Source organism: Acrocarpospora catenulata, from assembly GCF_018476525.1.
Lineage (GTDB): Bacteria > Actinomycetota > Actinomycetes > Streptosporangiales > Streptosporangiaceae > Acrocarpospora > Acrocarpospora catenulata.
In genome coordinates this window covers 26283-39303 of the sequence record NZ_JAHCST010000020.1, presented here as the reverse complement: position 1 = coordinate 39303, position 13021 = coordinate 26283, and the positions used below count along the sequence as shown (strand labels likewise).

12 protein-coding genes are annotated in these 13021 nt (G+C 70.9%); 5 read left to right on the top strand and 7 right to left on the bottom strand.

The window, feature by feature from the left end; genetic code table 11:
• The first annotated feature begins 298 nt into the window (after positions 1–298).
• A complete protein-coding gene (locus tag KIP79_RS21735; RefSeq protein WP_214106724.1) occupies positions 299–664 on the top strand; it encodes a TadE/TadG family type IV pilus assembly protein in 366 nt (121 codons plus the stop codon).
• Positions 665–1014: 350 nt separating this feature from the next.
• A complete protein-coding gene (locus tag KIP79_RS21730) occupies positions 1015–1413 on the top strand; it encodes a pilus assembly protein TadG-related protein (protein ID WP_214106723.1) in 399 nt (132 codons plus the stop codon).
• 3 nt (positions 1414–1416) lie between these two features.
• On the opposite strand, the gene KIP79_RS21725 is transcribed toward KIP79_RS21730, so the two are convergent.
• Both KIP79_RS21725 and KIP79_RS21720 read right to left on the bottom strand, forming a co-directional pair.
• A complete protein-coding gene (locus tag KIP79_RS21725; RefSeq protein ID WP_214106722.1) occupies positions 1417–1992 on the bottom strand; it encodes a hypothetical protein in 576 nt (191 codons plus the stop codon).
• Between the two features lie 441 nt (positions 1993–2433).
• Positions 2434–2781, bottom strand: a complete 348-nt coding sequence (locus KIP79_RS21720; RefSeq protein ID WP_214106721.1) for a hypothetical protein — start codon at positions 2779–2781, stop codon at positions 2434–2436.
• 444 nt (positions 2782–3225) lie between these two features.
• Here KIP79_RS21720 and KIP79_RS21715 point away from each other — a divergent pair, with 444 nt between their 5' ends.
• The 3 genes from KIP79_RS21715 to KIP79_RS21705 all read left to right on the top strand — a co-directional run bounded on the left by KIP79_RS21715 (position 3226) and on the right by KIP79_RS21705 (position 8123).
• Positions 3226–6354, top strand: coding sequence for a hypothetical protein (locus KIP79_RS21715; protein WP_214106720.1), 3129 nt, complete (start codon positions 3226–3228; stop codon positions 6352–6354).
• Positions 6355–6471: 117 nt separating this feature from the next.
• A complete protein-coding gene (locus tag KIP79_RS21710; protein WP_214106719.1) occupies positions 6472–7176 on the top strand; it encodes a hypothetical protein in 705 nt (234 codons plus the stop codon).
• Positions 7173–8123, top strand: a complete 951-nt coding sequence (locus KIP79_RS21705) for a hypothetical protein (RefSeq protein ID WP_214106718.1) — start codon at positions 7173–7175, stop codon at positions 8121–8123. Before KIP79_RS21710 ends, KIP79_RS21705 begins: the two co-directional genes overlap by 4 nt.
• 4 nt (positions 8124–8127) lie before the next feature.
• On the opposite strand, the gene KIP79_RS21700 is transcribed toward KIP79_RS21705, so the two are convergent.
• From KIP79_RS21700 to KIP79_RS21680, 5 genes are all read right to left on the bottom strand, one after another.
• Positions 8128–8625, bottom strand: a complete 498-nt coding sequence (locus tag KIP79_RS21700; RefSeq protein WP_214106717.1) for a methylated-DNA--[protein]-cysteine S-methyltransferase — start codon at positions 8623–8625, stop codon at positions 8128–8130.
• Positions 8626–8635: 10 nt separating this feature from the next.
• The gene (locus KIP79_RS21695; protein ID WP_214106716.1) at positions 8636–10036 is read right to left on the bottom strand and encodes an AlkA N-terminal domain-containing protein; all 1401 of its coding nucleotides are present in this window, start codon (positions 10034–10036) and stop codon (positions 8636–8638) included.
• An 85-nt stretch (positions 10037–10121) separates the two neighbouring features.
• The gene (locus KIP79_RS21690) at positions 10122–11066 is read right to left on the bottom strand and encodes an NYN domain-containing protein (protein WP_250213601.1); all 945 of its coding nucleotides are present in this window, start codon (positions 11064–11066) and stop codon (positions 10122–10124) included.
• A 115-nt stretch (positions 11067–11181) separates the two neighbouring features.
• Positions 11182–11403: an acyl-CoA carboxylase epsilon subunit gene (locus KIP79_RS21685; RefSeq protein WP_214106715.1), complete on the bottom strand. Its 222-nt coding sequence runs from the start codon at positions 11401–11403 to the stop codon at positions 11182–11184.
• Positions 11400–12980: an acyl-CoA carboxylase subunit beta gene (locus tag KIP79_RS21680; RefSeq protein ID WP_214106714.1), complete on the bottom strand. Its 1581-nt coding sequence runs from the start codon at positions 12978–12980 to the stop codon at positions 11400–11402. The genes KIP79_RS21685 and KIP79_RS21680 overlap by 4 nt, the downstream gene beginning before the upstream one ends.
• Between the last annotated feature and the right edge of the window lie 41 nt (positions 12981–13021).

Below are 13021 nucleotides of genomic sequence, written 5' to 3'. Positions count from 1 at the left end.
TGGTCGGTCGGTATTTCGGCGCGTGCTGAGAGAGCCTGCGACTCCCATTTTTGTGCGTGCCTTTATTGGGGGCTCGATTCAGGCGCTATTGAGGCGTTGTTCGGGCTCAATACGGACTTTTCCTTTGATTGCGATCGGGAATGCGTCTGAAATTCTGGTCCGCGCGTTTGGCGGTATCGGAATCCGTGGTATCACCGCTGCCCCTGGTGCCGTTGGCCGGGGTGACGTTCGGGTCGGTGTCAGGGATGGGGTCAGGAGACTTGGCCGAGGGCGGCGTTGGGGGTCGGAGCGGGGGTCGATGACTGCCGAGGCGGTCATGTTGGCGCCGGTGCTGTTGCTGTTCCTGATGTTCCTGGTGGGAGCAGGACGGGTTGTCGAGGCGCAGGGAGAGGTGAACGGGGCGGCTCGGGACGCGGCTCGGGCGGCTTCGGTACAGCGGAGTGAGGACGCCGCCCGGACCGCCGCCGATCAGACGGCGCAGTCGGTGCTCGGGGCGGAGTGCCCGCCTCAGGTGAGCATGACGGGGACCGAATGGGTCGAGGGCGGCGTGGTCGTGGTGACCGTCACCTGCGAACTCGACCTGGACTTCCTGGGCTTCGGGGCGACGAAGCAGATGACCGGAAATTCGGTCGTACCGCTGGAGCAGTTCCGGAGGGTCGAATGAACCTTCGCCATAGGGCTTTTCGTGAAATCGCCGGAACGGTTCTCGGCGGCAGGCGTGCGAATATCCGGCGTGAGGCGGCTCGGGACCTGGCTCGGGACCTGGCTCGGGACCTGGCTCGGGACGCGGCTCGGCATGAGGCGGCTCGGCATGAGGCGGCTCGGCATGAGGCGGCTCGGCGTGGGGCCGCTCGGCATGGGACGGCTAGGGACGCAGCTTGGCGTGGGGCCGCTCGGCATGGGACGGCTAGGGACGCAGCTTGGCGTGGGGCCGCTCGGCATGGGACGGCTAGGGACGCGGCTCGGCGTGGGGCGGCTCGGTATGAGGCGGCTCGGCGTGGGGAGCGCGGGTCCATGTCGGTGTTTGTGGTGATCTTTTCGGTGGCGGTGTTCCTGCTGGCCGGGTTGCTCGTGGACGGTGGGGCTGCGATCAATTCACGGTTGAAGGCGGCGGATATCGCCGAGCAGGGGGCTCGGGGGGCCGCCGACGAGATCGATGAGGAGACGCTTCGGGGGAACGGGCAGGTGCGGTTGCGTGGGGACGCCGAGGTGTGTGGGCGGGCCCAGGAAATCGTCGACGCCCATGACGCTGCCGGGGTGCAGCTGACGGAATGCACGGTTGGTGGTGGTCAGACCGAGGTGACCGTGGGGGTGAGCGTGCACTGGGACGCATTCTTTCTCTCGGTCATCGGGTTCCCGGGCGCTGACATGACGGCCACCGCGACCGCCGTACCGGATGAGGGGGACGCGTGAACGTTATGCCGATCCTGTCGTCTCGCTGGTCGTCACCTCCACGGCCAGCAAATCTGAGTGGGTCAACCGCCGCGCATGTTCCCGGGGAGGTCTGACGCCATGGCCAAAGATCCCGCATCCAGTCCTCTCACGGACCCGGATTCCTCCTATCAGCCCAACGTGGTCCCCACGCAACGCCAGCCGGACCTCGCCGTACGCCCCCGCCCACGTCGCCGTGGCGAACCCGGCGACCGCCCGGTGGCCGGCCTCCCCGCCGACGCCTCGCTGACCGACAACGCCGCGCGGGCCAAGTCTCCCGACGACACCCAGGTCCCGGTTCCCCGCGACACCCAGGTCCCGGTTCCCTGCGATACCCAGGTCCCGGTTCCCCGCGATACCCAGGTCCCGGTTCGCGATACCCAGGTCCCGGTTCCCCGCGACGCCCAGATCCCGGTTCGCGATACCCAAGTCCCGGTTCCCCGCGACACCCAGGCCCCGGTTCCCCGCGACGCCCAGGTCCCGGTTCGCGACGCCCAGGCCCCGGTTCCCCGCGATACCCAGGTTCCGCTTCCTCGCGGCACGCAGGTTCCGCCCTCTCACAGAGAGCGTTCCACTCCGCTGCCACCGGTGGCGGATCCAGGAACGCAGCCCCTCTCGCTAGTTCCACCGCCTTTATCGCCACCGCCAGATTCGAGAGGTTCGTCCGTCCCGATGGACGCACCTGCCGCCGGAGCTCCGAAGCCTCCGGTATCCGATGGTCCGGCGGGGCCGCATGGGCCGGGTGCTTCGAAGGTCATCAGTGGGAGGAACTGGTCTGCGGTCATTCCTGATGAATGGGACACCCCCGACTCTCAGCAGAACCGTCGGCTGCCCATCGCACCGATGGAACCGAATGTGGACGGCTCGCCGCCCGCCTGGCGTATCGAAAGCCTTCCGGACGACACACGAGTGCCACGCGACGCACCGCCGCAATGGCCCTCCCGTGCTCCAGCGGAAAGCGGTGGCCGGGGCAGAAGTGGTCGCTTCGGCGGAGGCACCGCGTCATGGGGCGGGGGAGCAGCTGAGGCCGCAAACGCTCTTCGAGGGGGCGAAGGAGAGCAGGGGCTCCGGCGCGCTGAGGATCGCCGCGCTGAAGATCCACGAGTTGTAGATCGACAGGTTGCGGATCGGCAGGTTGGGGATCGTCGGGCTGAAAATCGACGGGCTGAGGATCGGCAAGTTGCGGATCGTCGGGCTGAGGATCGTCGGGCTGAGGATCAGCAAGTTGCGGATCGTCGGGTTGCGGATCGGCAGGTTGCGGATCGGCAAGTTGCGGATCGTCGGGCTGAGGAGGAGGACGAGCGGCGGCCTGCGCGTCATGGAAACAAGGGCCGACGCTTCCCTGAGCATGGCCCGTCAGGGCGGCGGTTTCCTGAGCACGGCCCTGCGGCTCGGCGTACCGCGCAAGCGGAGTCAGGGCGGGCTCTCGCCCAGGAGGATTCGAGGCGGTCGGGCCAAGGGCTGGAGGATTCGGGGCGGCGTGGGTCGGCTCAGGGGGATTCGGGGCGGCGTGGGTTCGCCCAGGAGGATTCCGGGTGGCGTGGGTCCGGCCAGGAGGATTCCGGGTGGCGTGGGTCCGGCCAAGAGGATTCCGGGTGGCGTGGGTCCGGGCAAGGGGATTCCCGGCGGCGGGGGCTCGGGCAAGAGGAACGGTGGGGGGCTGGGCAGACGGAGACGGGGCGGCGGTCTGTGCGGGAGTCGGGTCGGGTCGCGGGTGGGGTTGGCCGGGGAACTGGGGAGAGGATCGCTCGGCGGCGCACTGCCGGGGATGTCTTCGCCGGACTGGCGGCTCTGGTGGCGCTGGTCGGGCTCATCGGGGGAGTGCCGTACGCGTTGCTTCGGCTGGCGGGGCCGCCGGTGCCGGCAGGGCTTCTCAACCTGGATGTGTTCACCAGTGAGGTCGGGCCCGAGACGATCATCGCGGTGCTGGTGCTGCTGGTCTGGCTGGCCTGGTTGCAGCTGGTGTTGTGCGTCATCGTCGAGGTGTACGCGGGGGTGCGCCGGATCGGGATCCCGGCCCGGGTGCCGCTCGCGGGCGGGACGCAGGCGCTGGCCAACCGGCTGGTCGGCGCGGTGCTGCTGCTGTTCACGGCTACCGCGGTGGCGGTCCCGTTCGCGCGGGTCGCGGCGCCGCCACCGCCGATCCAGTCGCAGCTCACCGCGGTGACCTCGCCGGTGCAGGCGCCCGCCGAGGACCGGCCCGCCCTCCAGGCGCGCGAGGTCAAGAAGGTGTACGTCGTTCAGCCTCCGCACGGCCGTCACCACGAGAGCCTCTGGGAGATCGCCGAGAAGTGCCTCGGAGACGGCCGTAGGTACCCCGAGATTTTCGAGCTCAACCAGCACAAGCAGCAGCCGGACGGAACCCGCCTGCACATGGCGGACCTGATCCGCCCCGGCTGGGTTCTCGACATGCCGGACGACGCGAGGAACGTCCACGTCGTCCCCATCGATGACAGTCGCCGCGAAATCCTGAAGGACCACCCCGACCGCCCCGCCGAACTCGACGGCCGGACCGGCTACGGCCTCCCCGGCGCTGCCGCCGACCAGGGCACGGCCAAACCGGACGCTTCCCGGCCGGACACGGGGAGAACCGATCTCCCGCGGACAGGCGGCTTGGAGCAGGACATCACCCGCCCGGACACCGGCGAGGTGGCAGGCGCCCGTTCCGGTGCCGGAACCGAAAACGGAAACGGAAACGTCCGGAGCGGGACCGGGAACGGTGACGTCCGGAGCGATGTCACCGGAAACGATGGGGGTGGGGATGTCGATGATTCGCCCACCAAGCCTCGGGTGACCCTACCCGGCCAGTCCTGGCCCGGCCGGACGGTGATACCGACGCCTTCGGCAGTGCCGACCCAGCAGCCCGACACCGGGCAACAAGGGTCCGGCCAGCAGGGAGCCGGGCAACAAGGGACCGGCCAGCAAGGGACCGGCCAGCAAGGGACCGGCCAGCAAGGGACCGGGCAACAAGGATCCGGCCAGCAAGGGACCGGGCAACAAGGATCCGGCCAGCAAGGGACCGGGCAACAAGGGACCGGGCAGCAAGGGACCGGGCAGCAGGGAGTTGGGCAGGTTGTGGCGGAGCCGGAGGAGGCGGCGGCCGGGCTGGACATGCTGGACTATCTGGCGGGAGCCACCTTGATGGGGGCGGGGCTGCTGGCCGTGCTGGGGCGGCGGCGCCGGGAGCAGTTGTGGCGCAGGGCGTTCGGGTACCGGGTGGTACGACCGCGCGGGGACGCGGCCAGCGCCGAGGTGGCGATTCGGCTGGGCGCGGACGCGCCGGGCACCCGCATGCTGGACACCGCGCTCCGGTTACTGGGACGGTCGCTCGCCGAAGCGGGCCGCCGACCACCGGCGATCTATGGGGTGCACCTGTCCGACCGCGGAGTGGACCTGTGGATCCACCCACAGGACGACAACGCGCCGGAACCGTGGGAGGCGGCCGACGAGGGCCAGGTCTGGCGGCTCCCCGCGCACGAGGCACGCCGCATCGAGGACCACACGGTGAGCGACCTCCCCGCCCCCTACCCGGGCCTGGTCTCCCTGGGCACGGGCGGCGGCGGACGGGTGCTCATCGACCTGGAGGCCGCGCACGGTGTGATCAGCATGACCGGCGGCAACGTGGTGCCGGCCCTCTCGGCACTGGCGGTCGAGCTGGCCACCAACCGGTGGTCGGACCAGATGCGCATCACGCTGGTCGGCTTCGGCGCGGAACTCCGCATGATCGCCCCCGACCGCGTCCGGATCGCGGGCAGCCTCACCGAGGTCCTGCCCGAGCTGGAGGAACGCGCCAGGCAACAGCCGTCAGACGTGCTCACCGGCCGCGTCCACAGCCGGGCCCAGGACCCGGCCTGCCCCCCGCACTACCTGCTCTCGGCACTCCAGCCCACCCCCGACGAGGCCCGCAGGCTGGCCCTGCTGGGCAAGGGCACCCGGACCGCCACCGGATACGTGATCGCGGGCCCGGTCCCGCACGCCACCTGGACCTGGGACCTCACCGAGGACGGCCGCGCGGTGGTCGAGACGCTCGGTTTCGACGTGGACGCCCAGCTCCTTCCCCGGCGCCACTACAACGCGGTCATCGACCTGTTCCGCACGGCGGGCCGCTTCGAGGGCGAACCGCTGACCGACACGCCTCCGCCGGCCCGCCCCGGCACCGGCGAACCCCCGGCGATCGAGGTGCGCATCCTGGGCTCGATCGAGATCGGCCCGGTGCGCCCGCTGGAGGAGGGCCGGGCCGAGCTGGCCCAGGAGATGGTCGTCTACCTGGCCACCCATCCGGGCGGTGTGCACCCGGTGGTGCTCGGCGGCGTGCTCTGGCCGCGCGGGGTCCAGCCCATGGTCCGGGACGCCACGATCGCCAGGGTCGCCCGGTGGCTCGGGGAGGACGCCCAGGGCAGGCCCTACCTCTCCGTGGACGACTCGGGGCGGTTGCAGCTCAGCCCGCAGGTCCGTACCGACTGGGACCTGTTCCAGGAGCTGGCCCGCCGGGGCGATCTGGCCTCGCTGGAACGCGCGCTCAGCCTGGTCAGGGGGCCGCTGCTGAGCGCGAGGCCGACCCACCGGTACGCGTGGCTGGCCGCCGACTCGCTGGAGTACGACATCACCGCGGGGGTGGCCGACGCCGCGCACCGGCTCTGCGAGGCCCGGCTGGGCCGCCGCGAACCGGACGGGGCGATGGCCGCGGCCAGGGCGGGCCTGCTGCTCGCCCCCGACGACGAGGTCCTCTGGCGCGACCTGCTCCGCGCCGCCCACGCCACCGGCGACCACGTACGGCTCCGCTCCGTCGTGGACGCCCTGCACCGCCGCGCGGCCTCCCACCCGTACGGGGGCGGCATGGCGCCGGAGACGGAGGCGCTCATCGACGAGCTGCTCCCGACCTGGCGCCGGGCCCCCGATCTCCGAGCTCCCCGACTGGCCTGAGGAGCCCACGCGATGAACCCGATATGTCATGCCAAAACCCGCATAACTGTGGAACCCGCCTCACCCGCTTGGTTACCGTCTGCGACGCGAGAGGTCACCACACGCCCGGGAGGACGCATGCGCCACGCGCCGCCCCGGCACACCACGACGCCGCCCGCCCGCCGGGCCTGGCTCGCGATCGCGCTGGCCCTGGCGATCCCGGCGCTGGGCGCGTGTGGCACACAGGGGCAGCGGGACTTCGTCCCCGGCGGCGGCGCGACCCAGCCGGCGGAAACCACCGCCGAGACCACGACCGTGGCGGAATCCACGGCGGCGGCGCAGGGAGCCGTCCCCGGGGTGGAGACGGTCTCCGCGGGTCCCGGCCTGCGGGTGGACATCGAGTGGGGCGGTAAGCAGGACCAGAAGATCCGCGCCTTCACCGACAACTTCGTCGACCAGTGGCGCGCGGTTCTCACCAAGGGCACGGACAAGTCCTACCTGGCCTCCGTCGAGGAACCGGCCACCCGGGACTCCTACGACTGGGTCGACAGCTTTCTGAAGGACCGCCTGTCGGCCCAGGGCATCGCCAAGCTGTACTCGCTGCGGGTGGCCGCGGTGAACGGCCGAGGGGCCGAAGTAAACGCGTGTGTGGACGTCTCAGGCGTCCGGGTGACGGATTCCACCGGTGCGCCGGTGGCCGACCAGCCGGACTGGACGACCCCGCCACGCTCCACGTACCTGCAGGTCGCCGCCGTGCGGAGAGGGGACGACGGCACCTGGCGGGTCAAACTGTTCCGGCACGCCAGCTATCCGGACGAACGCGCGAAGGAGTGCGTGCGATGAGAGTGCTGCTCGCCCTGGCGCTCACGTTTACCGTGTGCGCCCTGGCCCCGGTGACCCCGGCGGCCGGGGCGGTCCCGAACCCCGGCGGCCCGTACGGCAAGGGTTTCCAGGCCGGCCGTACGGTCGGCGTGCAGCTGGAGAACTCCAGCATCGTGATCACCGGCACCGGTCTGGGCAAGAAGGCCGACGGTTACCGGGTCAAACGCCCCTGCTGGTACGAACCCGGCCGCGACGCCGAGGACATGCTGAAGACCCAGGAGAGCATCCGCGCGTACTGGTTCGCCACCGGCCAAGGCCGCAGCGAGGCGGATTTCCAGAAGTTCCTTGAGCAGTTCAAGGAGAAGATCGGCGTACCCGGCCGCTGGTGGTCCCCCGCCTACAACGCGGCCGACCCGAACGGCATGGCCTGCTGGACCGCGCTGCAGGGCGCGCTCTGGGTGGACCAGGGCGACACCCCACCGGCCGGGATCACCATGACCGAACTGCTGGACCTCGCCCGCGCCGCGCTCACCGTGCCGGAGCCGCAGATCCAGCTCAACCCGGATGCCAAGAGCTACGTCAACCTGCCCACCTGGGTCTGGCTGGAGGGCCAGGGCCAGACCACCCGTTCGGTCACCGCCACCCTGCCCGGCGTGATGTCGGCCACGGTGACCGCGACCCTGGACGACATCCAGATCGACGCCGGCACCACCGCCGACCGCGCCGAGGTCAAGGAGAACTGCGGCACGGCCGGGCAGCCGTACACCAAGGGCGGGACGTTCGGCTGCGGGGTGCGGTATCTGCGCGCCTCGGCGGACCAGCCGCGCAAGGTCTACACGCTCACCGTGACCACGGTCTGGCCGGTGACCAGCGACCAGTCCGTGGTGCCTTTCGTGTTCGACCCGGTGCAGGCCACGGTGAGCCGCGACGTTCCGGTGGGCGAGGTGCAGAGCACGGTCAAACAGTGAGCGGTCAGACGGTGAGCGACTCGTGGCGGAGCAGCCACTCCTTCACGGGCGTCCCGTAGTAGTAGCCGCCGTACCCGCCCGTCGAGGGAAGCACCCGATGGCAGGGCACGAACGGCGCGATCAGGTTCTGCGCGCAGGCCGACCCCGCCGCCCGGGCGGCCGTGCGGGGCAGTCCGGCCCGCTCGGCCAGCTGGGCGTAACGCACGGTGGTCCCGGCGGGCACCTCGCGCAGGGCCACGTAGAGCCGCTGCCGGGTGGGGCTGCCCGGCTGCTCGACCGGCACCGCGTCCAGCGCGTCCAGTTTGCCGTTCAGGTAGTCCTCGACGGCGAGTGCGGCCTGCGGCACCTCGCCCGCCCGCCAGCCGAGTGCCCGCAGCCCGGGCGCCAGGCGGTCGAACATGACCTGGGGGTCGGCGGTGAATCCGGCCGCGACCAGGACGCCGTCGCGGGCCAGCAGGGCGAGCGGCCCCGCCGGGGTGGGCACGGTCTGGGCGATGATCATAAGAATCTCCTCACGCGTTCCACAGGTGCAGGGCGGCGTAGGCGCGCCACGGCCGCCACCGCTCGATCTCGGTCTCGGGGATGGCCAGCCGGGCCATCGTCTTACGGAGCACCAGGTCGCCGCCGGGCCAGGCGTCCGGGTCGCGCAGGGCGCGCAGCGCGATGTAGCCGACCGTCCAGGGCCCGATGCCGGGGATCTCCAGCAGCGCTGCGGCCGTCTCTGCGGGGTCGCCGCCGTCCAGGTCGATGTCCCCACCGGCCACGGCGGTGGCGACCGCGCGCAGCGTGGTGATGCGCCGGTTGGTCAGCCCGATCCCGGACAGGTCCCGCTCGGCGAGCTCACCGGCCGTGGGGAAGGCGCCCCCGGCGCAGATCCGCCCGAGCAGGGTACGCGCGCCGGCCACCGAGACCTGCTGTCCCACGACGGCCCGGACCACCAGTTCGAAGGCGTCGAACGCCCCCGGCACCCGCAGCCCCGGCCGCTTGGCCACCAGCGGTCCCAGCGCGGTCGGCCCCAGCACCGACTCGATCGCGTCCGGGTCGGCGTCCAGGTCGAGCAGCCGCCGGCACCGTGCCACGATCCTGGCCAGTCTCCGCATGTCGTCGACCTGGACGGTCAGCCGCACATGCCCGGCCGCGGGCGCCAGCGTGAGCGTCCCGCCGGGAATCACCCGGCTGTAGCTCAGCACCGCGTCCCCGTCCTGGGCGACGCTCTCCACGCCCGGAATCGCCCGGGACGCCAGGAACCGCAGCAACGACTCCGCGTCGTACGGCTCCCGGTACCCCAGCCGCAGGGTCAGCCCCTGCGGCTCCGAAGGCCCGGCGGCCGAGCGGAGCGGCCCCACGGCCTTGCGGAGGTCGCCGGGCGCGAACCCGTACGACTCCTTCATGGCCGCGTTGAACTGCCGCACGCTGCCGAACCCCGCCGCGAAGGCCACCTCGGTGACCGGCAGCGGCGTCTCGGTGAGCAACTGTTTGGCCAGCAGCAGCCGCCGGGTCCGGGCCACCGCGAGCGGCCCGGTGCCGACCTCGGTGGTGAACAGGCGGCGCAGGTGCCGCTCGGTCACGTGCAGCCGCCGGGCGAGACCGGCCACCCCGAGGTCGTCGGCGACCCCGTCGTCGATCAGCCGGAGCGCCCGTCCGACCAGGTCGGCCCGTACGTCCCAGCCCGGCGACCCCGGGCTCAGCTCGGGGCGGCACCTGCGGCACGGCCGGAACCCGGCCGCCTCGGCGGCGGCCGCGTGGGCGTAGAAGCGCACGTTCCGCCGGGCCGGGGTGCGGGCCGGGCAGATCGGCCGGCAGTAGATCCCGGTCGAGGTCACGGCTGTGTAGAACCGCCCGTCGAACCGCGCGTCCCGGGCCGTCAGGGCCAGGTAACAGCGCTCGAAGTCGAGCTCCTCCCGCGTGCTCATGGGAACACGCTATGCCCTGCTCAATCCCCCGTGCTGGCGGAAATCGGACCTGACCGTGACCTCTAGGAACCCCCGTACCCCAAGGTCACTTGCTGGAGACGCCCACCCCCAGGTCGAACTCCCGGTACACCCGCGCCCAGAACCCGTCCCGCAGCCAGACCCGTGCCTCGGGATAGGGCCGCAGCGAGTGTCCCAGCTCCTTCTCCGCCTCGATCAGCAGCTCGGTGTCGATGACGGTGGGCAGGATGGGCCCGGGCAGCAGGTCCCGGATGTTGTCGCGGCCGCGGGTGAGGATCCATTTCTGGGCGACGTGCTCGCCCACCTCCTCGACCCGGGGCCGGCTGGGCCCCAGTTTGGGGCTGGCCGCACCGTGCGTCGGCTTGGGCGGCACCGGTTTCGCCGCCCGGGCGGCGAACACCTGGGCGGGTGACGGCGGCGGGGGCACGGTCACCGGGATCGGCGCCCGGTTGAAGTAGGGACGCAGGAAATCCGCGGTGAGGATCTCCACTGTGTCGGATTCCCACACCAGTCGCTCGGCTTGGTTCGTTCCGAACGGCGGTTCCACGCCCCACAGGTGTACGCGGACACCATATGCCTGTGCCGCCTCCACGGCGGGCACCATGTCCTCGTCGCCCGCGATCAGCACGGTGTCGCTGACCGCGTGATGGCGGGCCAGTGCTTCCAGGTCGCTGCGGATCTGCGCGTCCACGCCCTTCTGCTGGCCGCGCGCGTTCAGGTTGCCAAGCCGCACCTTCACCCAGGGGAGCTGGGCGATCACGCGCTGGTCCACGGTGGGCACCCGGTCGCGTGCGGCGTCGTACCAGTAGACCCGCAGCAGTTCGCCCGGAATACGCTCCAGCGCGTGCTTCTGCAGCGACTGGATCAGCTCGTCGGCCGCGACCCGGTACTCCTTACGCTCTTTGGCGGACAGGAGGACCTCCCCGGCCGCCGCGTAGAGGTATCCGACGTCGACAAGTACCGCGTATTTGTTGGCTCCCATGCTGTGCACTGCGAGGTCCGGGATGGCCATCTTGTCCTCCAGGCCTCGTCTCCATGTTGTTTTCGCTGAGGGTGATACTGCCCTTTTGTAGATACTCCCAACTCTTGGGCCACTTGACACCCGGTTCGGCGGATCTAATCCGACGCTAATCCGGCAACGCGCTCGTCCGCCAGGCTCCGGGGCCCGTCTGCCAGGCCCGGCCCGAGACCGCGGAGCCGCGCGGCCGTCGCGCCGAACGCAGCCAGGCGCCGGTCTCCACCGCGGTCTCCGCCGTGCTGCCCGGTGCGGTGGCCGCGGCGAGGGCGACCACCAGGGCGGCGATCTCTTCGGGGGAGGCGTCCCCGCGAACGATCCGAAGCTGGGTCACAGGGGGATGTTCCCATGCTTCTTGGGCGGCAGCGAAGCCCTCTTGTTGCGCAGTGCGCGCAGCGCCAGGACCACCTGGGCCCGCGTGTCGGAGGGCCGGATCACCGCGTCCACGTAGCCGCGCTCGGCCGCCAGGTACGGGTTGGCCAGCGTGTCCTCGTACTCGGCGACGAATCCGGCGCGGGCCGCGTCCGGGTCGGTGGCGGTGGTGAGCTCCCGCCGGTAGAGGATGTTCACCGCGCCCTGCGCGCCCATCACCGCGATCTGCGCGGTCGGCCAGGCCAGGTTGACGTCCGCGCCCAGGTGCTTGGAGCCCATGACGTCGTACGCCCCGCCGTACGCCTTCCGGGTGATCACGGTGACCAGGGGGACCGTGGCCTCCGCGTAGGCGTAGAGGAGTTTCGCCCCCCGCCGGATGATGCCGTTCCATTCCTGATCCGTTCCAGGAAGGAATCCCGGTACATCTACAAATGTGAGTACAGGGATATTGAAAGCATCGCAAGTCCGGACGAATCGTGCGGCCTTTTCGGAGGCGGCGATGTCGAGGGTGCCGGCGAAACTCAGCGGCTGGTTGGCCACCACGCCCACCGAGCGGCCCTCCACCCGCCCGAACCCCACCAGGATGTTGGGCGCGAACGCCGCGTGCACCTCCAGGAACTCCCCGTCGTCGAGCACGTGCCCCAGCACCGCGTGCATGTCGTAGGGCTGGTTGGCCGAGTCGGGGATCACCGTGTCCAGCTCCGGCACCGGGTCGAGCGCGGGGTCGACCGGGTAGACGGGCGGCTCGTCCAGGTTGTTGGACGGCAGGTAGGACAGCAGCGCCCGGGCGAAGGCCAGGCAGTCCTCCTCGTCGGCGGCCTCGTAGTGGGCCACCCCTGACCGGGAGTTGTGGGTGTGCGCCCCGCCGAGCTCCTCGAAGGTCACCTCTTCCCCGGTGACCGTCTTGATCACGTCCGGGCCGGTGATGAACATGTGCGATTTTTCCTGAACCATCAGGACGAAGTCGGTCAGGGCGGGGGAGTAGACCGCGCCACCCGCGCACGGGCCCATGATCAACGAGATCTGCGGGATCACGCCCGAGGCGTGCACGTTCCGCTTGAAGATCTCCGCGTACAGGCCGAGGCTGACCACGCCCTCCTGAATCCGGGCGCCGCCGGAGTCGTTGATGCCCACGACCGGGCAGCCGGTCTTCAGCGCGTGGTCCATCACCTTGACGATCTTCTCCCCGAAGACCTCGCCCAGCGAGCCGCCGAACACCGTGAAGTCCTGCGCGAAGACGGCCACCGGCCGCCCGTCCACGGTCCCGTGCCCGGTGACCACGCCGTCGCCGTACGGGCGCTCGCGCTCCAGGCCGAAGTTGGTGGAACGGTGCCGGGCCAGCCCGTCGAACTCCACGAAGGAGCCCTCGTCGAGGAAGGCGACAAGCCGTTCTCGGGCGGTCATCTTGCCCTTGGCGTGCTGCTTCTCCACCGCTCGCGCGGATCCCGCGTGGACCGCCTCATACAGGCGTCGCTCCAGGTCAGCGATCTTTCCTGCGGTGGTGTGGATGTCGATCTCAGGGAGACTCTCAGCCGTCATTCAGCCAAGATAACCAGGGACAAACCAGTGACCCCAGGCCA